This is a genomic window from Mesorhizobium sp. WSM3859 (assembly GCF_002295065.1).
Classification (GTDB): domain Bacteria; phylum Pseudomonadota; class Alphaproteobacteria; order Rhizobiales; family Rhizobiaceae; genus Mesorhizobium.
The window spans coordinates 231,341-254,388 of record NZ_NSGG01000004.1; the positions used below are offsets into that span (position 1 = coordinate 231,341).

Annotated in this window: 22 protein-coding genes and 1 tRNA gene; 7 read left to right on the plus strand and 16 right to left on the minus strand. The window is 62.9% G+C overall.

Features of this window, described 5'->3' with window-relative positions:
• Nucleotides 1-38: 38 nt before the first annotated feature.
• The 3 genes from fabF to CK230_RS33070 form a co-directional block, all read right to left on the minus strand.
• On the minus strand, nucleotides 39-1,319 hold the full coding sequence (gene fabF / locus CK230_RS11050) for a beta-ketoacyl-ACP synthase II (protein ID WP_095817203.1): 1,281 nt from the start codon (nucleotides 1,317-1,319) through the stop codon (nucleotides 39-41).
• A 349-nt stretch (nucleotides 1,320-1,668) separates the two neighbouring features.
• Nucleotides 1,669-2,271, minus strand: coding sequence for a TetR/AcrR family transcriptional regulator (locus CK230_RS11055; RefSeq protein WP_095817488.1), 603 nt, complete (start codon nucleotides 2,269-2,271; stop codon nucleotides 1,669-1,671).
• Nucleotides 2,272-2,619: 348 nt separating this feature from the next.
• Complete coding sequence (locus CK230_RS33070) at nucleotides 2,620-2,796, minus strand: hypothetical protein (protein ID WP_176480072.1); 177 nt, start codon at nucleotides 2,794-2,796, stop codon at nucleotides 2,620-2,622.
• A gap of 79 nt (nucleotides 2,797-2,875) precedes the next feature.
• Between CK230_RS33070 and CK230_RS11065 the strand changes: the two genes are divergently transcribed.
• Nucleotides 2,876-4,180: an RsmB/NOP family class I SAM-dependent RNA methyltransferase gene (locus tag CK230_RS11065; RefSeq protein ID WP_210201475.1), complete on the plus strand. Its 1,305-nt coding sequence runs from the start codon at nucleotides 2,876-2,878 to the stop codon at nucleotides 4,178-4,180.
• Between the two features lie 92 nt (nucleotides 4,181-4,272).
• Here CK230_RS11065 and CK230_RS11070 read toward each other — a convergent pair whose 3' ends face one another.
• The 4 genes from CK230_RS11070 to CK230_RS11085 form a co-directional block, all read right to left on the minus strand.
• A complete protein-coding gene (locus tag CK230_RS11070; RefSeq protein ID WP_095817204.1) occupies nucleotides 4,273-4,773 on the minus strand; it encodes a GFA family protein in 501 nt (166 codons plus the stop codon).
• A 389-nt stretch (nucleotides 4,774-5,162) separates the two neighbouring features.
• The gene (locus CK230_RS11075; protein WP_095817490.1) at nucleotides 5,163-7,196 is read right to left on the minus strand and encodes a YgiQ family radical SAM protein; all 2,034 of its coding nucleotides are present in this window, start codon (nucleotides 7,194-7,196) and stop codon (nucleotides 5,163-5,165) included.
• 297 nt (nucleotides 7,197-7,493) lie between these two features.
• Entirely contained in the window at nucleotides 7,494-9,323 is a 1,830-nt protein-coding gene (locus tag CK230_RS11080; protein ID WP_176480073.1) for a patatin-like phospholipase family protein, read from the minus strand.
• Nucleotides 9,324-9,746: 423 nt separating this feature from the next.
• A tRNA-Met gene (locus CK230_RS11085) sits at nucleotides 9,747-9,823 on the minus strand.
• 252 nt (nucleotides 9,824-10,075) lie between these two features.
• On the opposite strand from CK230_RS11085, the gene CK230_RS11090 reads away from it, so the two are divergent.
• Nucleotides 10,076-11,041 (plus strand): Gfo/Idh/MocA family oxidoreductase, encoded by a 966-nt coding sequence (locus CK230_RS11090; RefSeq protein WP_095817206.1) that lies wholly within the window; start codon nucleotides 10,076-10,078, stop codon nucleotides 11,039-11,041.
• Nucleotides 11,042-11,111: 70 nt separating this feature from the next.
• Here CK230_RS11090 and mnmA read toward each other — a convergent pair whose 3' ends face one another.
• On the minus strand, nucleotides 11,112-12,302 hold the full coding sequence (gene mnmA / locus CK230_RS11095) for a tRNA 2-thiouridine(34) synthase MnmA (RefSeq protein ID WP_095817207.1): 1,191 nt from the start codon (nucleotides 12,300-12,302) through the stop codon (nucleotides 11,112-11,114).
• A 254-nt stretch (nucleotides 12,303-12,556) separates the two neighbouring features.
• Between mnmA and CK230_RS11100 the strand changes: the two genes are divergently transcribed.
• A complete protein-coding gene (locus CK230_RS11100; protein WP_006203587.1) occupies nucleotides 12,557-12,832 on the plus strand; it encodes a DUF1153 domain-containing protein in 276 nt (91 codons plus the stop codon).
• A 65-nt stretch (nucleotides 12,833-12,897) separates the two neighbouring features.
• On the opposite strand, the gene CK230_RS11105 is transcribed toward CK230_RS11100, so the two are convergent.
• On the minus strand, nucleotides 12,898-13,824 hold the full coding sequence (locus CK230_RS11105; protein WP_095817208.1) for an NADP-dependent oxidoreductase: 927 nt from the start codon (nucleotides 13,822-13,824) through the stop codon (nucleotides 12,898-12,900).
• Nucleotides 13,825-13,914: 90 nt separating this feature from the next.
• On the opposite strand from CK230_RS11105, the gene CK230_RS11110 reads away from it, so the two are divergent.
• The gene (locus CK230_RS11110) at nucleotides 13,915-14,313 is read left to right on the plus strand and encodes a helix-turn-helix domain-containing protein (protein ID WP_095817209.1); all 399 of its coding nucleotides are present in this window, start codon (nucleotides 13,915-13,917) and stop codon (nucleotides 14,311-14,313) included.
• 104 nt (nucleotides 14,314-14,417) lie between these two features.
• Here CK230_RS11110 and CK230_RS11115 read toward each other — a convergent pair whose 3' ends face one another.
• Nucleotides 14,418-14,795, minus strand: coding sequence for a flagellar export protein FliJ (locus tag CK230_RS11115; RefSeq protein WP_095817210.1), 378 nt, complete (start codon nucleotides 14,793-14,795; stop codon nucleotides 14,418-14,420).
• A 449-nt stretch (nucleotides 14,796-15,244) separates the two neighbouring features.
• Between CK230_RS11115 and ctrA the strand changes: the two genes are divergently transcribed.
• Entirely contained in the window at nucleotides 15,245-15,940 is a 696-nt protein-coding gene (gene ctrA / locus CK230_RS11120) for a cell cycle two-component system response regulator CtrA (protein ID WP_006203583.1), read from the plus strand.
• 69 nt (nucleotides 15,941-16,009) lie between these two features.
• On the opposite strand, the gene CK230_RS11125 is transcribed toward ctrA, so the two are convergent.
• Nucleotides 16,010-16,378, minus strand: coding sequence for a response regulator (locus tag CK230_RS11125; protein WP_095817491.1), 369 nt, complete (start codon nucleotides 16,376-16,378; stop codon nucleotides 16,010-16,012).
• Nucleotides 16,379-16,608: 230 nt separating this feature from the next.
• The gene (locus tag CK230_RS11130; RefSeq protein ID WP_095817211.1) at nucleotides 16,609-17,238 is read right to left on the minus strand and encodes a histidine phosphotransferase family protein; all 630 of its coding nucleotides are present in this window, start codon (nucleotides 17,236-17,238) and stop codon (nucleotides 16,609-16,611) included.
• A gap of 384 nt (nucleotides 17,239-17,622) precedes the next feature.
• On the opposite strand from CK230_RS11130, the gene CK230_RS11135 reads away from it, so the two are divergent.
• Together CK230_RS11135 and CK230_RS11140 are read left to right on the plus strand one after the other, a co-directional pair.
• On the plus strand, nucleotides 17,623-18,159 hold the full coding sequence (locus tag CK230_RS11135; RefSeq protein WP_245429896.1) for an EipA family protein: 537 nt from the start codon (nucleotides 17,623-17,625) through the stop codon (nucleotides 18,157-18,159).
• A gap of 134 nt (nucleotides 18,160-18,293) precedes the next feature.
• Nucleotides 18,294-19,436 (plus strand): hypothetical protein, encoded by a 1,143-nt coding sequence (locus tag CK230_RS11140; RefSeq protein WP_095817213.1) that lies wholly within the window; start codon nucleotides 18,294-18,296, stop codon nucleotides 19,434-19,436.
• A 269-nt stretch (nucleotides 19,437-19,705) separates the two neighbouring features.
• Here CK230_RS11140 and CK230_RS11145 read toward each other — a convergent pair whose 3' ends face one another.
• The 4 genes from CK230_RS11145 to CK230_RS11160 all read right to left on the minus strand — a co-directional run bounded on the left by CK230_RS11145 (nucleotide 19,706) and on the right by CK230_RS11160 (nucleotide 23,048).
• Nucleotides 19,706-20,503: an RNA methyltransferase gene (locus CK230_RS11145; RefSeq protein ID WP_095817214.1), complete on the minus strand. Its 798-nt coding sequence runs from the start codon at nucleotides 20,501-20,503 to the stop codon at nucleotides 19,706-19,708.
• Nucleotides 20,504-20,556: 53 nt separating this feature from the next.
• Nucleotides 20,557-20,895, minus strand: a complete 339-nt coding sequence (locus tag CK230_RS11150; RefSeq protein WP_095817215.1) for a metalloregulator ArsR/SmtB family transcription factor — start codon at nucleotides 20,893-20,895, stop codon at nucleotides 20,557-20,559.
• A gap of 158 nt (nucleotides 20,896-21,053) precedes the next feature.
• On the minus strand, nucleotides 21,054-21,824 hold the full coding sequence (locus tag CK230_RS11155) for a HugZ family protein (protein ID WP_095817216.1): 771 nt from the start codon (nucleotides 21,822-21,824) through the stop codon (nucleotides 21,054-21,056).
• A 36-nt stretch (nucleotides 21,825-21,860) separates the two neighbouring features.
• Nucleotides 21,861-23,048, minus strand: a complete 1,188-nt coding sequence (locus CK230_RS11160; protein WP_095817217.1) for a CaiB/BaiF CoA-transferase family protein — start codon at nucleotides 23,046-23,048, stop codon at nucleotides 21,861-21,863.

Here is a 23,048-nt window from a genome sequence, read left to right on the forward strand (position 1 = left end):
TTGGGAGAAACCCGAAAAGGTTGGGAACAAAGCGTTGGTCACGAGCTGCTCGGCCGTTCCAAGCGCCGAAACAGCGCGCTGGCGTTGACCCCTCCGAAGCCAAAACCGTTGGAGATTGCGTACTCCATCTCCATTGGCCGGGCCCGGTTCGCGACGAAGTCGATTCCTTCACCCGCTGGATCGGGGGTATTTAAATTGAGGGTGGGCGGTGCGACCTGATCCCTGAGCGCCAGGATCGTGAAGATCGCGCCAAGCCCGCCGGCTGCGCCGAGCAAATGTCCGGTCGCCGACTTCGTTCCGCTGACGGCTATCCCGAAATCGTGCCCGAACACGCTCTTGATCGCTTCGATTTCTCCCAGGTCGCCCACCGGCGTGGAGGTTGCATGGGCATTGAGATGACGCACCTCGCGCGGCGAAATCCCGGCCTGGGCGATCGCGATCTCCATGGCTCGGCGCGCGCCATCGCCGTCCTCGGGGCCGGAAGTGACGTGGTGCGCATCCGCCGTCGTGCCGTAGCCGACGACCTCGGCGAGCGGTGTGGCGCCGCGCGCAAGCGCATGGCTCAATTCCTCGATGACCAGGACGCCGGCGCCTTCGCCCATGACGAAGCCGTCGCGCGACATGTCAAACGGACGGGAGGCCTGATCGGGGCGGTGGTTGAAGGAGGTCGAAAGCGAGCGTGCCGCCGCGAAGCCGCCTAGGCTAACGGTGTTCATGCATGCTTCGGTGCCGCCGCACACGGCAATGTCGGCTTCATCGGCGCGGATGATACGCGCCGCATCGCCGATCGCCTGGATGCCGGCGGCGCATGCCGTCACCGGTGCGCCGATGTGGCCTTTGAAACCGTAGCGGATGGAGATGTGGCCTGCCGCGAGGTTCACCAGGAAAGACGGCACAGTGAAGGGCGAAAGACGCCGAACGCCGCGCTGGTCGACTGTCCGCACCGCCTCGGTTATGGCGGGGAACCCTCCGACACCCGAAGCGATGATCGTCGCGGTGCGGACCCGCTCGTTTTCCGAGGCCGGCTTCCATCTCGACTGGGCAAGCGCTTCTTCCGCCGCAGCCAGCGCGAAGAGAATGAAGCGGTCAATTCTGCGCTGGTCCTTCGGAGCCACGAAGGCATTGGCATCGAGGCCGGCCTCGGGATCTTCTTCCAGAGAGGGAACCACGCCGCCGATCTTCGAAGGCAAATCTCCAACAACCTCGTCGGCGAGCCTCCGGATGCCCGAGCGGCCGGCCAGGAGGCGGGACCAGGACGTTTCGACATTGGCGGCAAGGGGGGTGACGGCGCCCATGCCCGTAACGACAATCCGCCGCATCTATGCTCCTTTCGATTCCAGCACTCTTCCGATGCCAACCGGCGCGGCTCGGGGCTGGCGCGGCGCCGGCAGCAGGCCGAGCTGTATGACCGTTTCGCCGCCCGGAGTGCAAAGGACCGAAAAGTTCGCAATCGAAGATGTGAGCATCACGGCTGCCTCGCCCTTGCACGCAACTCCGAGACTTGCGCTTCGAGACCTCTGACTCGCCTTTCGAGGAGATCCAACTCGGTAGTGTCGATCGCCTCCTCAAACCGGCGCAATTCTTCCAGCCAGTGGCGCCAAGACGCCCGAGTAAATAGCCGCCGAAAATTCGGTCGGATCCGTCGTCCCTTGGTTGGAGAAGCCATTGTCATTGGGCCGATCTCCGTTGGCGACCAGCGGCCAGCCCCGCCTGTATGCTCTCGGCTGCTGCGTGCAGAAACTGCTTCGACAATTGCTTGTCGTTGACGGCCCGCGAAAGGACGACCGCACCGACCATCGTTGAGAGAACGGCCATCGCCTTGTCGCGGGAGTCCTCGCCATGCGCATCGCCAACCCAACCACCGAGCAGCCCAAGGTATTTCCTGATCCCGGCTTCGAAAGACGCTTTGACGTCGCTGCCCTGTCTGGCGGCATCCGAGCCCAGCGCCACGACCGGGCACCCGTCCATCCTTTCTTCGCGATGTCCGGCACTAAGGTAGAACTCGATTACTGAACCAAGCGGGTCCTTGCGATTTTTCGCGGCCGCGTCCGACCATCGACGAGATGCGTGCTCCAGCGCCCGCCTGGACGCCAGTGCCTCCAATTCCTCCTTTGACGCGAATTGCTTGTAAAAGGCGCCTTGGGTCAGGCCAGCGCCCTTCATCAGATCCTTAAGGCCGATGCCGTCAAAGCCGTGCTCCCGGAAAAGGCGGCTTGCTACGTCGATCACCGTCTCGCGGTTTTGGGCAGCCTGAGTGCGACTCACCCGCATCATCGATCTCCCTTTTTAGATTTCATTCGTAATCTATAATAGACATAGAGTTCGAACGCAATCTATTTTGACGTAGGCGATGGGCATGAAAAAGAGACCCGCAATTGTGCTGGGCAGCATCCTGATCGCAGGGCCAGGGGCGCTGGGATTCGCGGCACTTTCCAATCGGACGCAGGCAGCCGCCGTTACCGATCCGAGGCAGGAACCTCCGATCGTCAGTCTGCTGATGGGAGAGCAAGTCCCGGGCTCGGCGTTCAGCTTTACCGGTATCGTAGGGGCGAGAGGGCAGAGCAGCCTCGGTTTTCGCGTGCCCGGCAAGATAGTCGAGCGCCTCGTGGATGCCGGTGATCAGGTCAAGCGGGCCAGCCGCTCATACAAATCGACGAGACCGATCTGCAACTTGCGTTCACGGCAAAGCGCAATGCTATCGTCAACGGCGCCGTGCTTGTCGTGGATGGCGGCAACATCCTGCAGGAACGCAAGGGACAAGCACTTGGATGCGCGAACGATGGTCAGCGGCAGCATTATCGCCTATATCGCCGTTTTCGAGCCTGATCATCGTTCCGTGACCCCTGCCGCCCGCCTGCAAGCCACAATCGAACTTATGCATGAAGTCGATAGCGTCGCGCGTCCCGCGGATGCTGTCGTCTCGGCCTGGTTTCGGGCCCGGCGCTATGTCGGCGACAGGGACCGGGGTCGGATTTTAGAGCTGCTCCACGCGCTTCTGCGACATCATGCACGGCTTGGCTGGTGGCTGGGCAGGCATGGGCGCGAGGATCGGCCCCGCAACCGGCTGCTCGCATGGCTGACGCTGAAGGAAGGCAGCACGCCCGATCAGGTCAAACGCTTGTTCAATGGCGCGAAATTCGCGCCTGCCATGCTGACCGACCACGAGCACGCGCTGCTGGTCAAATTGCGGGGGTGCGCGATCGACCATCCCGGCATGCCGGAAGAGGTGCGCGTTGAATGCCCGTCCTGGGCGGCCGATCCGCTGCGGCGCCGTTTCAAGGAAGCGTTCGGCCAGGAGATGGCCGCGCTTCTGACGCCGGCGCCGCTCGATTTGCGGGTCAATCCGATCAGGTCGACACGCGAGGCCATGGTTGGCGCGCTGAAGGATCTCGGCTTGCGGGCGCAGCCGTCGGCCATCGCTCCTTACGGCATTCGCGTGCATGAGCGCCCCTCACTGGCGAGCCTGCCGATGCTGAAGAACGGTGAGGTCGAGATCCAGGATGAGGGCTCGCAGCTCGTCGCCATGCTGGTCGATGCCCGGCCGGGCGAGCGCGTGGTCGATTTCTGCGCCGGAGCCGGCGGCAAGACGCTGGCCATCGCCGCGCAGATGAACAACAAGGGCCATGTCGTCGCCTGCGACGTCCTGGAAGGCCGTTTGAAGCGCGGCGCCGAGCGTTTTCGGCAGGCAGGATTGCACAATATCGAGACGCGGCTCCTGGCCGGCGAGACGGATCGGTGGATCAAGCGCCACAAGGGTGGTTTCGATCGCGTGCTGGTGGACGCGCCCTGCAGCGGCACCGGCACATGGCGACGCAATCCCGATGCACGTTGGCGGGCACCGGAGGAACAGGGCCTGGACAAGCTCGTGTCGTTGCAGGCCCGGATCCTGGCGAGCGCGGCGCGCCTGGTGAAGCCCGGCGGCCGGCTGGTCTACGCGACATGCTCCATGGTGTCAGAGGAAAACGAGGAGCAGGTGGCGGCATTCCTGGCGGCGCATCCCGCTTTTCGCGCCGTGCCATTGCACGAGGCCGCGCCGCAGCTGACGAATTCAGCCCATCCCGACTATCTGTCGCTGACGCCCGCGCGCAACGACACCGACGGCTTCTTTGCCGCCGTCATGCAGCGAGAAGGCGCGCTCCCAGGCGGGCCCTCCCATAGCCATTTGCGATCCATTTCTTGAATGCCCCGAATGGGTCGGAAGCTGACGGGGCTGCTTCGAGGCACGAATTAGCGGCAATGGACAGCGCGCACTGGCAACCGCCGCAATAGGACTCAGCCATCACGCCTCCTCACCGCCCATGAGGTGGTATCGTGATCAGGGTGCTGGTTGTTGCTCTTCTTGATCGCCGCGGCCCAGTCGGCTCCGTTGCTTTCGGTCGCACCGGTATTTTCTATGCCCGTGATCGTATCGAACCATGCCACCATGTTTTCGGTGCAGGTGTTGGCAAGCGGCGGGAAGGCGTGCGGATCGTCAAGCGAACCAATCATCAGGTTGGTGCGACCGTTTTCGAGGTGGTGGAAGAACAATGGCGTGCCGCAATTGGCGCAGAAGCCGCGCTCGACAAGCTCCGAGCTCTTCCAGACGCTCGGCTTGCCGCGTGTCCAGGTGAGCGCCTCATCGGGCGCGGCGACGAGCGCGGCAAAGATGTTGCCCGAGGCTTTCTGGCACATGCGGCAATGGCAGAGATGCGAGTTGTCGAGTATAGCGCTTGCATGGTAGCGCACGGCACCGCACTGGCAGCCGCCGCTCATTTCCATATCGATGCGTTTCAATTTTTCTCCTCCTTCGAGAGGCGGGTTTGGGCTTAATCTCTTTTAGGTATTCGTCTTTGATAGTCCAGCCTCCCAAGAGCGGGCCTAATTCTGGTGTTAATGGGTGTGGTTTGTCAGCCCAAAAGAATGGACCCGATCCCGCCTTCCCGACCGTCTGCCAATAACTTCCGCTTCAACCGCCGGTTAAGCGGTGGCCGAAGCTCGCAGAGACTGTTCAGTGGGTCCGCAGCCGCGAAGTTCCGGTGCGGGCGCTGGCGAAGTCCGCTTTTGGAAGTTGCTCAACGTGGCTTTGACGTCCGACTCGAGCGGCCAAGCTGCCGGCGAAAGTGGATCTGCTTGTGGCTCGGATCGCCACCCGGCAGGTCAGCTATGCTGACGGCGCTATAGGCTTACTTCTTTGGGAAGGGCACGCCCTTGGTGGTGAATCGCTGACCTCTGCCGATGGGTCGCATGGGGCGCTTCGTGGCGGCGGCCTTGCCGGTGCCGGGCGGCTGGTGGGCGGGCACGAGCTGGTCGGGGCGAGGGCCGATAAGGTCGGCGCGGCCCATCTCCTTCAAGGCATCGCGCAGCAGCGGCCAATTGTCGGGGTCGTGGTAGCGCAGGAATGCCTTGTGCAGCCGGCGCTTGCGCCCGCCGCGCACGGTCTCGACCTTGTCGGTCGCGCCACGCCGCACGCCCCTCAGCGTGTTGACGCCGGTATGGTACATCGCCGTCGCGGTGGCCATGGGCGAAGGCAGGAAGGTCTGTACCTGGTCGGCGCGGTAGCGGTTCTTCTTCAGCCAGAGCGCCAAATGCAGCATGTCCTCGTCGGTCGTGCCGGGATGGGCGGCGATGAAATACGGAATGAGATAGTATTTCTTGCCGGCTTCCCTGGCGGCTGCGTCGAACATCTCCTTGAAGCGGTCATAGGTGCCGATGCCTGGCTTCATCATCTTGTCGAGCGGCCCGCGCTCGGTGTGCTCGGGCGCGATCTTGAGGTAGCCGCCGACGTGGTGGGTCACCAGTTCCTTGACATATTCGGGGCTCTTGACGGCGAGGTCGTAACGCACGCCGGAGGCGACCATCACCTTCTTGACGCCCTTGACCTCGCGGACCTTGCGGTAGAGCCGGATCAGGTCGTCATGCGAGGTGTTGAGGTTGGGGCAGATGTCGGGAAACACGCAGGACGGCAGCCGGCAGGCCGCCTCGATCTTGGGGTCCTTGCAGGCCATCCGGTACATATTGGCGGTCGGCCCGCCGATATCGGAGATCACGCCGGTGAAGCCCGGGGTCTTGTCGCGGATCTTCTCGATCTCGCGCAGGATCGAGCCCTCGGAGCGGTTCTGGATGATGCGGCCTTCGTGCTCGGTGATCGAGCAGAAAGTGCAGCCGCCGAAGCAGCCGCGCATCACCGTCACCGAGAATTTGATCATGTCCCAGGCGGGGATTTTGGCGTCGCCATAGAACGGGTGCGGCGCGCGCGCATAGGGCAGGTCGTAGACGGCGTCCATCTCCTCGGAGGTCAGCGGGATGGGCGGCGGATTGAGCCACAGGTCGCGGTCGCCATGGCGCTGGACGAGCGGGCGTGCGTTGCCGGGATTGGCCTCGCGATGCAGGACGCGCGAGGCGCGGGCATAGGCATCGCGATCGCCCTCGACCTGCTCGAACGACGGCAGCCGGATCACGATGTCGCCGGGCTTGCGGCTGGCGCCCTCGTCGGCGGAATCGAGATCGTCGGCATGGAGTTCGGTGAAATGCTCGGGCACGCGGCGGAACAGGGCGACGCCCCTGATGGTATCGAGTTGGCGCGGCGTGTCGCCGGCGGCGAGGCGGTTGGCCACCTCGACGACGGCGCGCTCGGCATTGCCGTAGATCAAAAGATCGGCCTTGGCGTCCGCCAGGATCGAACGGCGCACCTTGTCGGACCAATAGTCATAGTGGGCGATGCGGCGCAGCGAGGCCTCGATGCCGCCCAGCACCACCGGCACATCCTTGTAGGCCTCGCGGCAGCGCTGCGTGTAGACGATCGTGCAGCGGTCCGGCCGCTTGCCGCCCTCGCCGCCCGCCGTATAGGCGTCGTCATGGCGCAGCTTGCGATCCGACGTATAGCGGTTGACCATGGAATCGAGGTTGCCGCCGGTGACGCCGAAGAACAGTCTCGGCCTGCCCAGCGCCTTGAACGGCTCCGCCGACTGCCAGTCGGGCTGCGAGATGATGCCGACCCGAAAACCCTGGGATTCGAGCAGGCGGCCGATGATCGCCATGCCAAAGCTCGGATGATCGACATAGGCGTCGCCCGTGACCAGCACGATGTCGCATTCATCCCAGCCGAGCGCTGTCATCTCGGCGCGGCTCATCGGCAGGAACGGCGCTGCCCGCCCGGAACGAGGCGCGCGGACGGACAGCGGAATGATGTTTTTCTGGGCGCTGGCTATGGTTTCCATGGCCTCGACGTATAGGCCGCCGCCCAAGCGAATTCAATTGAGCTCGATCCTGGGCTGCGGAAGGGATGCGGTGCGACGTGTCAGGACACAGCGCTTAGCTGCCCATCGGTTTCATTAAATTCTTTGGATGCCCTGGAGAGGGTTGGTAGCGGGAGAGCGCTACTTCGCGAGACCCACTATCGAAGGGCATTCTTTTGCTATCGGAGGACGCGGCTTAGTCGAAATTTTCCAATTTTGGGTACAGAGGTCAGCCGATACCCTCCGTGAACCGCTTGAGCATAGTGGGACCGTGATGCGCTAAGGATGTGCCTTACCGAGCATCGCACGGAGTCCAGAGTCGTTGTGGCGGAGACGTTCCTCGATCCATTGCGCCGTGCGGTCGTAGGCGTCCGAAAACAACTCGGAATGCCGACTCCAATCCATGAAGGTGCCCGAAACCTGCGGACAGACCAAGACATCCTCGTCGCCGACAGCAAGGTCCTGAGGCCCGTGTGCCAACATACTCGCGGCAATAACCTGAAGCATGCTCGGAACCTGCGGCAAGCGCGCACGGCCGAAAGGGTTCAGCAGGGCGGCCGCCAGTTCCGATCTGCCGGGGATGCGGTCATAGTCGATGTGGTATTTTTGCGGTCCGCTGGTCCCAAAGCTCACGATGACATTGGGGCCGGTCTTGAGTTCCCTCATCTGTTCCAGCGGCAAATTGTTCATGATGGCGCCGTCCACCAGCATATCGCCGTCAGCCGTAAAGAAAGGCGGCAGGACACCCGGGAGCGAACCGGATGCCCGAACGGCTTGCCAGAGTTTTCCACGACGGTGGACATGGGGCTGACGGCTGCTCAGATTGGTCGAAAGCGCGAAGAACGGAAGCCAGAGATCTTCGATCAGAACGTCGCCGTATTCCTCCCGAAGGGCCCGATCGAAGGCTTTGTGATCTAGAAGCGCGAAACGCGGCAAGGTGGGGCGCCGAAACGCCCGACTCTTGACAAACACGTTATGCGTGCCGCGGTCGATCTGCTCCGCGTCCAACCCTCTTGCGAAGCCGGCCATCATCGCCGCCCCGGAACTCGTCCCGCCGAGATAGTCGAAGCGCCCGCCCGCCTCGACGAAGGCCTTGTAGACGCCCACATGGGCGCTGCCCAGGGACCCACCCCCCGCCGCCACGAAGCCACGTGCCTTGCGGGAAATAAATCGGACCAGGCGCTGGATATCAGACATGTCCTCCAGCGCAACATGATGATGCTGGCCGATATGAGGACGCTCATCGAGCCACGCCGAGGTTCCGGTGACCGCAGCTGAGCGACTGTCGTGAATTAGGACAAGCCGACCGGTCGATGGTGGATGGACCGATAGCGCCAATTCCTCGGAGGTGTTCAAGTGAGGCGAGGAGGACGCGTTCGCGAGCAACAGGACGGTATCGGCTTGGCGAATGCAGACTCGTGTCCATTCATTAGGTTCTTCATCGGCCACGTAGACAACGAATTCGGCTTGCGCCTCCAGTTCGTTCAACCAGTTAAGGACCGGCTGGTCGTCGATCGGACGACCTGCGAACTTCGCGTGGACGTCAAGCCGGGAAACGAACTGAGCGCGCGTGACCGCGCTGAACTCTTGCTGTAGGTGCGCGATGAAAACCGGTGAGATGCGACTTCCGCCGGCTGCAATGATGGCAAGCGTTCGGATCTTGGCGGGTTTCTGGAGACGTGACAAAATCGGAGATTGCGAGGCGAACCGGCGCGCCAGCGATATTGTGACCGCTTCTCTCAGGTTCGGCAGAGCCTTGGCCGCCTTCTCGAAATTATTACGGCTGATTTCAAGGACGATCGAATCGCGCGCTGCAAGGACAGTGGCCGTACGGGGCAGCCCTGCAAAGAAACCAATTTCGCCGACTAGTTCGCCCTGTGCGATCTCGGCGACCGAGCCAATCGAATCTCCTTTGTGCACCGTAAAGCGACCGGACAGCACAACGAAGAACCTGTCCGATGGATCGCCTTCGCGAACCAGGACCTCACCGCGCCTCAGGACCCGACGATCGGATTCGGCAGCCAAAGCCTCGAGCGCCAGCAACGACGCCCGATCGAACATCAATGTCGCCGACAACAATCTTGCGGCGAGAGAATCGATGGAGGACATTTGAGCCATCCCGGGGACGCATTCGCTCCGGCAATTGTATCCCTTACCGGTCGTGTTTGCAGCGTCGCACGGCGCGATCCGAGCCGAACCGCAACGTTGCCGGCTGGAGCCTGTCTATGGATCAAAATTCTGATGTGCCGACCTTATGCGAAGCATTGGTTCCCTGTGGCGTCTGCGAGGCGCTCGATCCGCGGCAATCGATGGGATTCGCCAGGCCATCTCGAAGGCGCACCGTCGCTGCGTGGACAGCGTGATCGTCTACCCGGATCGGTAGGGGGCGTAAGTGTCAACATTTCGGGGAAAACTAGATGCTTTGGTAGGAGCGAGAGGCCTCGGAAGCCTCGGTGTTGTTAACGGTGGTAGTTGAGGACCGTTCTCTCCGCTTTCAACATTCGGCACCGGCCCATCTTTCAGTGGGAACGATGGTAGCGGGAGAGGGACTTGAACCCCCGACCCCAGGATTATGATTCCCGTGCTCTAACCAACTGAGCTACCCCGCCAGGGTGGCAAATGGCCCGGAAAACCGTCCTGGATGGACGGGTATCGCGAGGCGTTCGCCAAGGTCGCGCGGATATAAGGTTGGGAGGGTGAGCCTGTCAAGCTTGGATGAGGCCGACATGCCGGCATAATCCAGCCCGTATATTCTCGTCCCAGAAAAGCTTTGCCGGACAGACACTCAGGACATGTCCCGGGGTTGAGTTCGGCGGGGCACGTCGCTATGTCTCGGCCATGAAATTCTAGAGTTTGAACGAATGAAGCCGCGCATCGCCGTCCTCGGTTGCGGATACTGGGGCAGCAACCATATCCGCACCCTCAAGGCGCTTGGCGCGCTGCATGCCGTTTCCGACGTCAACCGCGCGCGCGCCGAAGGTTTCGCCAGCGAGCAGGATTGCCTAGCGATCGAGCCGGACAGACTGTTCGAGAGAAACGATATCGACGCCATCGTCATGGCGCTGCCGCCGCAATTCCATGCCGACACCGCGGTTCGGGCCGTCGAAAGCGGCAAGGACGTGCTGGTGGAAAAGCCGATCGCGCTGACGGTCGCCGATGCCGAGCGCGCGGTGAAGGCGGCCAAGGACAATGGCCGCGTCTTCATGGTCGGCCATGTGCTGCGCTTCCATCCGGCTTTCGAGACGCTGAAGGCGCTGATCGACAATGGCGAGCTTGGCGAGGTGCGCTACATCCATTCGCACCGGCTCGGCCTCGGCAAGTTCCACACCGAGAACGACGCGCTCTGGGACCTTGCGCCGCATGACCTGTCGATGATCCTGGCCATCACCGGCACCGAGCCGATCGAGGTGAGGGGCGAGGGAGCGGCGCTGCTCGACAATCTCAGCGACTTCGCGCATCTGCATATGCGCTTTCCGAACGGCCTGCGCAGCCATCTCTTCGCCTCGCGCCTCAATCCCTATCGCGAGCGGCGGCTGACGGTCGTCGGCACCAAGGCGATGGCGGTGTTCGACGACGTCGAGCCCTGGGAGCGCAAGCTTGCCGTGTACCGCCACGCGGTCTGGCAGGACAGCGGCCAGTGGGCGTTCACGGCCAACGAGCCTTCCTACGTGCCGGTCGGCGAGGGCATGCCGCTGACGCGCGAGCTTGCCCATTTCATGCAATGCATCGAGACGCGCGCCGAGCCGCGCACCGATGGTGAGGAGGCGATCAGGGTGCTGCGCATCCTAACCGCCGGCACGGTGATCCATACCGGCTCGTCCGCCTGAGCCGCCCTGAAGCGGCAATAAGGCCGAAAGTTGGGTCGCCCTGAAAGTCGGCTGACCGAAAGCCGGGATTTTATTCGGCGGGGATCTGCGCCGGTCTCGCGGCCAGCCTGGACAGCATGGCCTCGGCCTCGGCTCCACGCTCGGAACGTTCGATGAAACCGCCGCCGAAGACGCGCGCCTCGTTGCCGTCGTCGGAATAGAGCACGCAGGCCTGCCCCGGCGCGATACCCGATTCGCCGTCGGCCAGCTCGACCGACGTCACGCCGTTGCGATGATGCAGCACGGCCGGACGCGGCGGCCTGGTCGAGCGGACTTTGGCGAAAAGCTCGATCCCGCCGGCCGGAACGTCCGACAGCGGCCCGTCGCCCAGCCAGTTCATGGCGCGCAGGTAGATCTTGTGGGTCTCCAGCGCCTCGCGCGGGCCGACGATGACGCGTGCCCGGTCGGCATCCAGATGGACGACATAGAGCGGCTCGCCGGAGGCGATGCCGATGCCGCGGCGCTGGCCGATCGTGTAGCGCAGGATGCCTTCGTGGCGGCCGAGCACGCGGCCATCGATATGGACGATGTCGCCGGGGTTGGCGGCCGCGGGCTTCAGCTTGGCGATGATGTCGGAATATTTGCCCTGCGGCACGAAGCAGATGTCCTGGCTGTCCTGCTTGGCGGCGACGGTCAGCCCCATCTCCTCGGCAATGGCGCGGACCTGCGGCTTGGAAAGACCGCCGAGCGGGAAGCGCAGATAATCGATCTGCGCCTGCGTGGTGGCGAACAGGAAATAGCTCTGGTCGCGGTCGGCGTCGACCGGCCGGTAGAGCGCGCGATGCGCGCCATTGGCGCGCGAGCGGATATAGTGGCCGGTGGCCAAGGCGTCGGCGCCGAGGTCCTGCGCGGTCGCGAGCAGATCGGCGAACTTGACCGTCTGATTGCAGGAAACGCAGGGGATCGGCGTCTCGCCGGCGACGTAGCTCTCGGCAAAAGGATCGATGACCGCCTTGCGGAAACGCTCTTCATAGTCGAGCACATAGTGCGGAATGCCAAGGGTCTCGGAAACGCGGCGGGCATCGTCTATGTCCTGGCCGGCGCAGCACGAGCCGGCGCGATGGGTGGCCGCGCCGTGATCGTAGAGCTGCAGCGTCACGCCGACGACGTCATAGCCCTCGCGCTTCAGGATGCCCGCGACCACAGACGAATCAACACCGCCCGACATCGCGACGACGACGCGGGTTTCTTCGGGGCGGCGAGGGAGATCGAGGCTGTTCATGATGCTTTCACTGTGCGGCGCTCAATGCCAATGGGCGGAATATAGGTCAAGCGCCGCGTGTGCGCCAGCTTGCGGTCCAAGGCGGGTTTATGGGCAAAGTCAGGGCCTGGAGGCCAGTGTTTCAAATCCTAAACGATATCCTAACCGGGCGTTCACGATCCTTACCTAGTGATTAGGGTTCGCTTAGGCAATTTTTAAAGCTGTGGCGGTACTGTGGCGGGGATTGGGTCTTTGAGTTTTTAGTAGAGAGTACGATGACCGATCTGGTTAGACCTAGAGTCAAGTATGTTATTGGGCCCGACGGCAGCCCTCTTACGATCGCCGATCTGCCCCCGACGAACACGCGGCGCTGGGTTATCCGGCGCAAGGCGGAAGTGGTCGCAGCCGTGCGCGGCGGCCTGCTCAGCCTTGAAGAAGCCTGCCAGCGCTACAAGCTCACCACCGAAGAATTTCTCTCCTGGCAGGCATCGATCGACGAATATGGCCTTGCCGGGCTGCGCACCACCCGCATCCAGCAATACCGGCACTAGGCTGGACAGACATAAATCCAAAAGGGCGCGGTGTTCCGCGCCCTTTTCGCTTCCGTTGTAAAGCCTCAGACCGTCAGCACAACCTTGCCGATCGGCCGCGTGGCCAGAAAAGCATGGGCGGCCCCCGCCTGGTCGAGCGGGAAAGCCTTGGCCACGTGCGGCATGAGCTTGTCCGCATCAACCAGCCTGGCAAGCTCGACAAGGCCATCGCGGTCGGGCACCACGGACATGCGCTCGACGCGGATATTCCGCTCCTTTGCCTTCGCCCTGGTGGCATCGTGAACGTTGAGCAGCGAGACCAGAACGCCGCCGTCACGCAGGACTTCCAGCGATTGGTCGGCATGGTCGCCGCCGATCGGGTCCAGCACCAGATCGACATTGCCGGCCTTCCTCGTGAAATCGTCCCTGGTGTAGTCGATCACCTCGTCGGCGCCGAGCGCGCGGACGAAATCCGTCTTGTCCGGGCTCGCGGTGGCGACGACATAGGCGCCGCGCGCCTTGGCGATCTGCACCGCCAGATGGCCGACGCCACCGGCGCCGGCATGGATCAGCGCGCGTTGCCCCGCCTGCAGGCCGCCATGGCGGACGAGGCCTTGCCAGGCCGTCAGCCCAGCCAGAGGCAGCGCCGCGGCGTGCGCATGGTCGATGGCGGCAGGTTTGGCGGCAATCTCGTCCACCGGTGCCGCGGCAAGCTCGGCATAGGCGCCAGCCTGTTTGGGGAAGTGGGGCATGCCGAATACCTCGTCACCGACCTTGAAGGCGGTCCCGCCGGCGCCGAGCGCCGCGACTGTGCCTGAAATGTCCCAGCCCAGTGTGAATGGCGGCTCGCCGAGCAGCGGGTAGAAACCGCCGCGCACGGCGCCATCGACCGGATTGACATCCGCCGCCTTGACGCGGACGAGCACTTCACCGGGTTTGGGCGAGGGGTCGGGCTGCTCGGCTACGAAAAGGACGTCGGGTCCGCCGACAGCATTCTGGATAACGGCACGCATGGAAGCCTCCTGCTCGATTGGTGCGCCGCTATCATTTGGATAGTGATATTCTGTTGTCTAGTATGTACCTTTTCTATACATAGGCACCTCATGGATAGTGACGACGCCTCCCCACTCGGCTACGACGCGTTACGGCGCACCTGCCCATCGCACACCGTGCTCGAGATGCTGGCCAGCAAGTGGGTGTATCTAACCGTCTGCGCATTGCGGCGCGGCCGGCTGCGCAACGGCGAGCTGGCGCGCAAGATGGAAGGCATCACGCCCAAAATGCTGACGCAGACGCTGCGCGTGCTGGAACGCGACGGTCTTGTGCGGCGTGAGGTGTTTCCCGTCATTCCGCCGCGCGTGGAGTATGAGCTTACGGAGCTTGGCCAGAACCTGGCCGGGCTGCTCAGCCAAATCCGATCCTGGGCCGAAGAGCATGCGCCGGAAATCAAGGAAGCCCGCGGCCGGGCATCGGCTGATCATGATGAGATGGCCGCGTCCTGAAGCAGGTGGCGAGGCCGATTCGACCGGTTGGCGGTGCTGAGGCTGCGGGCCGGCATGCCTGCGGCTCGACATGTCTCCCGCAAGGACTGCAAATATGCCGGCGATCAGCCGATCATGGCGCTGCGGCTGCCTATTTCAGCGTCGCGGATCTTGGTGTCGCGCGATTCCAGCATCTCCGCCTTGGAAAGCTCCGCTTCAGCTTCGCCGAGTAATGATTCGGCGGTGCTTCGCTGCTGGGCGAGGTCGCTTTGTGAATTTCTAAGGTTGTCGCGGCGAAGGCGGGCCGCTTTGGCGAAGGTCGGATAGGCGAAATGGTTGATGTCGGTGATGCCGGCTTTTTTCTCTTCGGCGATGATCTGCGCCTCCAGCTCGACGGCCATGCGTTCGAACTCGGCGATCATCATGTCCAGCTGCAAGAGCTGCCGCCGCTTCTCATTCACCTGAAATTGCTTCAGCCGAACGAGGTTTTCACGTGACTTCATGACTCGATACTCCGCAAACGCACACCTGCAATACCGTCCAGTCCGCCCGGAACGATCCAAGCGCTGCCCGTTTCCCCCGGCTTTCCCTGGGCTATAGGAAACAAAGCCCTAAAGATTTTCGCCGGCGGTAACCATTCGTTTACGGGCATTGTTAATCATACGGGCCAGGACTTAAGGCCGGGTAAAAATTCCGGCTCTCGGCGAAAGCCCGGGCCAGCGAGTCTCTGGAGTCACTTAGGCTGACTTTTTGATGTGGTGCATTAGCGGTTTGCGTCTGTGATTCAGTATTAGATTCAAGTGGGTGTAGAAAGGGGTTAAAAAATCTGGTATCGTGGACGACACGAAATTAGGATTTGTTAACCAGTCGGTGGCACCTTCTGTTCAGGCAATCACTGCTCCGGGTCCCGGACGGGTCGTGAGACGGCCCGGCAGCAGAAAAGGGGAATGAAATGCGTGTTCTGCTGATTGAAGATGACAGTGCAACCGCACAAAGCATCGAATTGATGCTGAAATCGGAGAGCTTCAACGTCTACACGACCGATCTCGGCGAAGAAGGTGTCGACCTCGGCAAGCTCTACGATTACGACATCATCCTTCTGGATCTCAATCTACCCGACATGTCGGGTTATGAAGTCCTGCGCACGCTGCGCCTCTCTAAGGTCAAGACGCCGATCCTGATCCTGTCCGGCATGGCCGGCATTGAGGACAAGGTGCGCGGCCTCGGCTTCGGCGCAGACGATTATATGACCAAGCCCTTCCACAAGGACGAACTGGTGGCGCGCATCCACGCTATCGTGCGCCGCTCCAAGGGCCACGCCCAGTCGGTCATCACCACGGGCGACCTGGTGGTCAACCTCGACGCCAAGACGGTCGAGGTCGGCGGTCAGCGCGTGCACCTGACCGGCAAGGAATATCAGATGCTGGAGCTGCTCTCGCTGCGCAAAGGCACCACGCTCACCAAGGAAATGTTCCTCAACCATCTTTACGGCGGCATGGACGAGCCGGAGCTGAAGATCATCGACGTCTTCATCTGCAAGCTGCGCAAGAAGCTCGACGCGGCGTCCGGCGGACAGAACTACATCGAGACGGTGTGGGGCCGCGGCTATGTGCTGCGCGAACCGGAAGATATCCGCGTCAGCGCCTGAGCGATCACAGCGCCTTAAGACAAAACCCGGCTCAGGCCGGGTTTTTTGTCTGGAATCGGTCCCTGCGAATCAGGCGGCTATCTTCAGGAAACGGAAGCTCTCGAGCAGTTGCGCACGGTTGAAGGGCTTCAGCAGATAGCCCTGGGCGCCGGCTCGCTTGGCGCGCATGATCGCCGCGGCATCGACCTCGATCAGCGAGACCAGGATCTGCGGCTTGGTGGGAGCTTCGATAGCGCGGATGCGGCGAATAAGGTCCACGGCCTGGACGTCGGCCAGACCACCGTCGATGACGATGACATCCGGCATGTCGTCGGCGCAGATTTCGGTAGCCTCGATCCCGGTCGACGCCTCGACGACAATCATGTCAGAGCCGCCAAGAATACGTTTTGCGACCTTCCTGATGACGCTCGAATCGTCGACGAACAGGCAGCGCTTCATGTCCGGATCCTCTTTGCCATCTGCCGAACCGGCAGCCTCCGGGTAACAGGGCAGCACCATAGGCCAATCTGGTAAAGAAGCCGAAAAGCCGTTAGGTAAAGTTTTTCCAAAGAGGCGTTTCATGCTCTCCCGAACCGTGGCGCGGCTGTCGCAATGGATGCAGAACATTGCTGCGCCTGCACTGCGGGCGCAAGTATCATGGATGAGCGATACCGTAGCGTTTCTCGATATTATTCAGCCCTGAGCACGATCTCGTCGGCGGTCGCGTGGATCGAGATCGTCATGTTGGCCTCGCGCGCCAGGAGCAGCGTATAGTAAGGTTGGACCGAATGGGCGTCGATCGGCTCCTCGGGCTTATGGCCGGAATGCAGTTCGAGGAATTTCGGCGGCACGCGCAGCATCGGACCACTGGCCGACAGCGAAAAGCGCGGTTCGGTTTCGAGATTCTCCAGCGTGATCACCAGCTTGCCGCCGCGCGGGATCGCCGCATGGGCGACAAGAATGAGGTTGAGCAGCAGCTTGACCTTGTTCTTGGGCAGCAGCGCGCGCGAGCCGTTCCATACCAGTTCCGGTTTTTCGTTCTTCAAGAAGGCGATGGCCACGGCCTCGGCATCACCGGTGTCGATCATCATGCCGGCGGAACCCGCGGCGCCGAAGGCGATGCGGGCAAACTGCAGCCGCGCCGAGGCGTTTTTGGCGCTCTGGCGAATGAGCTTCATGGCGTCTTCGTCGGCGCCGCCTTCGTCGAGCAGTTCCAGGCCGTTGTTGATTGCGCCGACCGGCGAAATGATGTCGTGGCAGACGCGGCTGCAAAGCAGCGCCGCCAGATCTGGCGCGGAAAGGGTGAAGAGCTCGGCCATCGGTGAAATCCCTGCTTAAGTCACTGGTTCATGGCCGGGCGACCGTTTTCGCGCCCGCCCACACGAATCACGTGCCTCCCCAAGGCCTTCTGAATACACAGCGCCTGAGCGCGCAGCAACAAATCCACAATGGCCGAGCGCGAAAATGGTGCGTTCACAAGGGGAAAACCGGTGGTCGCCGCTAAAGCTCAGCCTTCGAACCGCCATCTTCGTGTGGGAGCTTAATGGTTGAAAAAGGATTACGGCATAGTTTGCCTGTGATAGCCACCCTGAACGGCCGCCAAGAGCCGCAGGGGTGCGAGGCGTCGGCGAAAGTGCTCCCTGACGGAGATTGGAAGCATGTTTTCCCGATACTACGACCGGACATTCGTCCGTGTCCTCACCATGACCATCACACTCCTGGGGGCTTTGGTCCTTTCGACCGCGGCATCGCGGGCCCAACAGTACACAGCTCAGGAGATCGTCGATTCCGGTCATAAATTCTTCGGCGAGACATCCGGTGGCCTGGCCACAGTCGTCGAGAAGGTATTCGCGTCCTACGGCCTGCCGAACGGCTACCTGCTGGGCGAGGAGGGATCCGGGGCCCTCATCGGCGGCCTGACCTATGGCGAGGGGACGCTCTACACCAAGAACGCTGGCGACCATAAGGTGTTCTGGCAAGGGCCGTCGCTCGGCTGGGATTTCGGCGGCGAGGGCTCTCGGGTGATGATGCTGGTCTACAACCTCGACGACATCAGCAGCCTCTACAACCGCTTCGGCGGCGTGGCCGGGTCCGCTTACGTGATAGCCGGCGTGGGCTTCAACGTGCTGCAGAGCAACCGCGTGCTGATCGTGCCGATCCGCACCGGCGTCGGCGCCCGCCTCGGCGTCAATCTCGGCTATCTGAAGCTCACCGAAAGGCCGACCTGGAACCCGTTCTGATCGGGTTCTGCCCGTTACAATCGCTCGGACCGTGCTGATCACGCCGCGGCAAGCTCTTGCCGCGGCGTTGAATTTCCGCCATGCCAAGGTGGCACAATCCAGCGATTGCCGCTCCGTAAAGTGGATAGCTCGCCTTGGTCCAGTCGGTCCTGTTCTTCGCACTCGGTTTCCTTTGCGCCGTTTTTCTGGTGTCGCTGATCGCGCCGGCGGTCTGGCGGCGGGCCGTCGTGCTGACGCGCAGGCGCCTTGAGGCTTCGTTGCCGCTGACGCCTGCCGAGATCCAGGCGGACAAGGACCGGGTCCGGGCGGAATATGCAATGACGACGCGCCGGCTGGAGATAACCGTCAAGAACCTGCAGGAGAAGGTGGCTGAGCAGGTGGTGGAGATCGCTCGCGGGCACGAGGCCTTGAAGGGGCTCGCGGTCGAAAAGAAGGACAAGAACCAGGCGCTCTCCGATCTGCAGGCCAAAAATGCGGAGCTCAGGCAGCGCGAGGAGGATTTGCACCGCCTCTCGGAAAAGCACGCGCAGGCCGAGCGGGCGTTGGAGAAGCGTGCGCTGGAGCTGCAAAAGCTCGAGCAGATGTATGATGACGCCAGTTTCTCGTCCTCGAACCGCCAGATCGAACTGGTTGCCCGCGAATCGGAACTGGACAAACTCGCCAGCGACATCGCGGTGCTGCGCAGCCAGCGCAAGGAGGCGGACAAGCGCAACCAGGAGATCGTCTCGGAAAGCAAGGCTGCGCGCGAAGCATTGAAGGCGGAGAAGAGAAAGACGGCCGAGCTCGAGAAGAAGGTGGAGCGGCTGCTCGCCACGCTTGCCGACCGTGAGGAGAAGCTCGACCGGCGCGAGAAGGACCTTGCTCGCATGCGAGAACGTTCGAAGGAAACCGCCGCCGTAAACGGCGTGGCGCGGCTTTCTGCGGGCGCCGATACGAAAGGCGACGATGTCGACAAGGCAATCGCCAGGTTGGAGGGCGACCGCGAACGACTGGAGGCGAGGCTGACGGCACTGGCGCGCGAGAACAAGCGGCTGAAAACCGACCTTGCCGACTCTGGAGCGGCGAAACCCGAATCGGCAGGAGATCCACGCTCCGGCGCCGGCCTTCGCGAGCAGATGAACGAACTGGCGGCCGAGGTCGTCAACCTGACGATGAAGCTCGACGGGCCAGATTCCCCTATCGCCAAGGCGCTGGCGAGTGACGGGCAGCAAAATGGGCGCGGCGTCAGCCTTGCCGATCGCGTGAGGGCTTTGCAGAAGGCCGGCTCGTCCAACTGAGGTGTGTTGACATTCAGGTGAGGCCGGCCTGCAAATGCCGGCTTCCTGCGCTTCCGGTGCTCACGTACGTTAAGTACGCTCCGCTCCGGCCTTCGCCGCCGAAGCCCTCATAGGTTTCTCCGCTATCTGAAGGCTACGGTCGGCGTAGGCCGGTTCTCGGAAATCGCCCAGTTTGGTCGCTTCGCGCCCGTCTTCGACTCCGACTCGACCAGACCTGAATCTCAACACACCTCCAAGCGCCGCGGCTGTTCGGGCTCCAGGTTGGGCCACTACCGGTTTGAAAAGTGATACAGGGCGATCGCCGAAGCCGCCGCGACGTTCAGGCTGTCGAAGCCTTCTGCCATGGCAATCCTTACCGTGTGCAGGCGGGTAAGCAAATCCGGCGGCAGGCCTTCGCCTTCAGTGCCGAGATAGAGTGCCAGTCTGGCAGAATGCTGCGCGGTCCGGATGTCGGTGGTGCCGCGCGGCGAGAGCGCGAACTGGCTGAAGCCAAGCCGGTCGAGCGTGGCGGTGAAGGCTGCGGCATCGTCGAAGGACGCGAAGGGAACCTTCAGAGCCGCGCCGACGGAAACGCGGATTGCCTTGCGGTAAAGCGGATCGCAGCAGGTTCGGTCGAGCAGCACCGCGTCCGCGCCGAAGGCCGCGGCATTGCGGAAGATCGCCCCCATATTGTCGTGATTGGATATGCCGACCAGGACGACGGCCAAGGCGTGCCGGGGCAGGCCTTCCAGCAGAAGCTCGGCGGGCGCCGGATCGCCGCGCATGCCGATCGCCAGGATGCCGCGATGCATGTGGAAGCCGGCGATCCGGTCCATGACCTCGCCGCCGGCGACATAGACCGGGAAATCCGGGGGCGCCTTGCGCAGGATTTCCCGCACGCCGGCCAGCCTGTTTTCGAGGATGAGGGCAGACTCGGCGGCGAAGCGCCCGGTCGACAGCAAAAGGTTCATCACTACCTTGCCTTCGGCGATGAAACGGCCGTGGCGGCCGACGAGGTCGCGCTCGCGGATGTCGAGATAGGCGGCGACGCGCGGGTCCCGGGGGTCGTCGATGGGGATGAGGTTCATGTATACCCTCGCCGAAGATTGATCAGCGAGGTAATGAGCGACTGGAGCGCGGGTCAAGCCCCGGCGCGGCGCAACCGATAGGCCATCTGGGAGAGATCGCCGTCGCCGAAAATGCCTTCCAGCATACGCAGCAATTCGCGCACCGCTTCGGATTTGCAGGAATAGTAGATCATCTGGCGGTCGCGCCGCGTCTCGACGAGATCGAGCGCCCTCAGCTTGGCGAGGTGCTGCGACAGCGCGGACTGGCTGAGTTGCACTTTTTCGGCGATGGCGCCGACCGACATTTCGCCGTCGATCAGATAGGCCACGATCAGCAGGCGCTTTTCGTTGCCCATGAGAGTGAGAAACGCGGCGGCCGATTCCGCATTTGCGATTAGTTTGTTTGAGATCATAGATCCCCCAAGGGTCCTGGCTCATCCTGGCGCCAGGGGGCAATGGCGCCTGATTCCACAATGTTCAGATGTCGACAGGCGCTGCTGAATCAGCGCCATAACAAAGGTAGATCATTTCGTTTAACTATCAAGCGTTGCTTTCGCCGGCGCGCGATCAACTATCGCTCTTGCTCTGCCGCGCGTCCCGCCTTCGCCATCTCGACGAGCACCGAACGCAATTCGCGCGCCGCTTGCAAAGGCTGGGGAAAGAAGATCCTGCAGGTCGCGTCCAGGGCGGCGAGATCCATGCCGTCGGCATCGAAGCCGGTGACGATCCAGCCGTCGCCGGCGGCGCCGCCGAAGTGACGGGCATAGAGGGCAATTGCGTCGCGATGATCGGCATTCATGTGATCGAGTGCTGCCTGCTCGCTGCCGGCCAGTTCCTCGACAAGGGCGCGGCCGGTGACGAAATCATCGCGGTCGAGAAGATAGGCCTTGCCGAAGCCGCCATTCAGGCTGGCGCGCCCAGGCTCGAGCCGGAAGAACGAGAAATCGCCGAGTCCGGCATAAAGCTTGGCCTTCGGATTGCGATTGAGGTAGCGGCGTTCGGCTCGGACCTGGTCGGCCGATCCCCGCTCCAGCAGCACGGCCCGGCATGCCAGGCTGATGCGCGGATGCGCCAGCGGATCGCCCTTGCCGGGCTCGCCAAGCAGCAGCGAGCAGCGCGGATCGGCGACAAGCGCACCGGTGTGCGCGGACAGCATCGAGATCAGGATCAGCGGCGCGCCGTCGATGTCGGTGGCGACGCCGACCCTGCTCGCCAGCGGCGCGCCGGTGCCGGGCTCGACCACCGCGAGCGCGCCGAAACGCGCTGCGCGGATCAAGGTTTTCGCCAGCCTGATCGCTTCGGCGTCGGTCTGGCGAATGACATCTTTTTTCGGTTCGATCACAAGCTCACCCGAGATAAGTTGATTTCTCTTCTCCGGTTATCGGCCGAGTACACCCGCTTTTGCAAGGGCTGCGATTTCCTCCTGGCTGAAGCCAAAACGGGCCAATATGCTTGCGCTTTCGCGATCGGCGGCGGCCGGCGCTGCCGCAGCCGCTGCCGGGGCATGCGAGAAACGCGGCGCCGGCGCCGGGCGCTCGAGCCTGCCAGACGTCACAAAGCTTTGCCTGGCGCGATTGTGCGGGTGGTTCCTGGCTTCGACCAGCGACAGCACGGGCGCGACACAGGCGTCGGACGCGGCGAAAAGCTCGGCCCATTCGTCGCGCGTTTTCTCCCTGACCCGGCCGGCAATTGCGGCGCGCATCGCCGGCCACGACGAATTGTCATATTGGTTGCCGACAAAATGCCCGGCGAGCGGCAGCAGCTTGGCGAATTCGGCGAAGAAGCGCGGTTCAAGGCAGCCGACGGCAATGTGCTTGCCATCCTTCGTCTCATAGGTGTCATAGAACGGCGCCCCTGAATCCACCAGGTTCTCGCCGCGCCTGTCGCTCCACAGACCCGCCGCCATGTAAGCGTGGATCGGCGCCGCAAGCATTGAGGCCCCCTCGATCATAGAGGCGTCGATCACCTGGCCCTTTCCGGTCAACGAACGCTGGAAAAGGGCGGCGAGCACGCCAGCAATCAGCATCATGGCGCCGCCGCCTTGATCCGCGACGAGATTGAGCGGCGGCACGGGCGGCGCGTCCTTCCTGCCGATCGCGTGCAGCAGGCCCGCATAAGCGAGATAGGTGATGTCGTGCCCGGCTCGCCCGGACAGCGGTCCGTCCTGGCCGAACCCGGTCAGTCGGCCATAGATCAGCGCCGGATTGCGTTGAAGCAGCACATCGGGCCCGAGGCCGAGGCGCTCCATCACACCGGGGCGGAAGCCTTCGACAAGCAAGTCGGCCCATGCCGCGAGCCGCAGCAACAGCTCCGTGCCCGCCGGATGTTTGAGGTCGAGCTTGAGGATGGAACGGCCGTGCCGGTCGAGGTCGTATTTTTCCGGCAGGTCCAGAAGCGGCTGGCCGGCATCGGCGCGTTCGATGCGCAACACATCGGCACCCATCTCGGCCAGCATCAGGGCGGCAAGCGGCACCGGGCCGAGCCCGGCCATCTCGATGACTTTCAGGCCGGCGAGCGGGCCTGTCTTTTCGGTGGAAGCACCGGCGCCTGTCGGCGAGCCAGTCAT

What these genes read in the sequence shown, in the direction of transcription:
- fabF (WP_095817203.1), bottom strand. Translation starts at nt 1,319, where the DNA reads ATGCGGCGGATTGTCGTTACGGGCATGGGCGCCGTCACCCCCCTTGCC.
- CK230_RS11055 (WP_095817488.1), bottom strand. Translation starts at nt 2,271, where the DNA reads ATGCGGGTGAGTCGCACTCAGGCTGCCCAAAACCGCGAGACGGTGATC.
- CK230_RS33070 (WP_176480072.1), bottom strand. Translation starts at nt 2,796, where the DNA reads ATGCTGCCGCTGACCATCGTTCGCGCATCCAAGTGCTTGTCCCTTGCG.
- CK230_RS11065 (WP_210201475.1), top strand. Translation starts at nt 2,876, where the DNA reads ATGCATGAAGTCGATAGCGTCGCGCGTCCCGCGGATGCTGTCGTCTCG.
- CK230_RS11075 (WP_095817490.1), bottom strand. Translation starts at nt 7,196, where the DNA reads ATGGAAACCATAGCCAGCGCCCAGAAAAACATCATTCCGCTGTCCGTC.
- CK230_RS11080 (WP_176480073.1), bottom strand. Translation starts at nt 9,323, where the DNA reads ATGTCCTCCATCGATTCTCTCGCCGCAAGATTGTTGTCGGCGACATTG.
- CK230_RS11090 (WP_095817206.1), top strand. Translation starts at nt 10,076, where the DNA reads ATGAAGCCGCGCATCGCCGTCCTCGGTTGCGGATACTGGGGCAGCAAC.
- mnmA (WP_095817207.1), bottom strand. Translation starts at nt 12,302, where the DNA reads ATGAACAGCCTCGATCTCCCTCGCCGCCCCGAAGAAACCCGCGTCGTC.
- CK230_RS11100 (WP_006203587.1), top strand. Translation starts at nt 12,557, where the DNA reads ATGACCGATCTGGTTAGACCTAGAGTCAAGTATGTTATTGGGCCCGAC.
- CK230_RS11105 (WP_095817208.1), bottom strand. Translation starts at nt 13,824, where the DNA reads ATGCGTGCCGTTATCCAGAATGCTGTCGGCGGACCCGACGTCCTTTTC.
- CK230_RS11110 (WP_095817209.1), top strand. Translation starts at nt 13,915, where the DNA reads ATGGATAGTGACGACGCCTCCCCACTCGGCTACGACGCGTTACGGCGC.
- CK230_RS11115 (WP_095817210.1), bottom strand. Translation starts at nt 14,795, where the DNA reads ATGAAGTCACGTGAAAACCTCGTTCGGCTGAAGCAATTTCAGGTGAAT.
- ctrA (WP_006203583.1), top strand. Translation starts at nt 15,245, where the DNA reads ATGCGTGTTCTGCTGATTGAAGATGACAGTGCAACCGCACAAAGCATC.
- CK230_RS11125 (WP_095817491.1), bottom strand. Translation starts at nt 16,378, where the DNA reads ATGAAGCGCTGCCTGTTCGTCGACGATTCGAGCGTCATCAGGAAGGTC.
- CK230_RS11130 (WP_095817211.1), bottom strand. Translation starts at nt 17,238, where the DNA reads ATGGCCGAGCTCTTCACCCTTTCCGCGCCAGATCTGGCGGCGCTGCTT.
- CK230_RS11135 (WP_245429896.1), top strand. Translation starts at nt 17,623, where the DNA reads ATGACCATCACACTCCTGGGGGCTTTGGTCCTTTCGACCGCGGCATCG.
- CK230_RS11145 (WP_095817214.1), bottom strand. Translation starts at nt 20,503, where the DNA reads ATGAACCTCATCCCCATCGACGACCCCCGGGACCCGCGCGTCGCCGCC.
- CK230_RS11150 (WP_095817215.1), bottom strand. Translation starts at nt 20,895, where the DNA reads ATGATCTCAAACAAACTAATCGCAAATGCGGAATCGGCCGCCGCGTTT.
- CK230_RS11160 (WP_095817217.1), bottom strand. Translation starts at nt 23,048, where the DNA reads ATGACTGGCTCGCCGACAGGCGCCGGTGCTTCCACCGAAAAGACAGGC.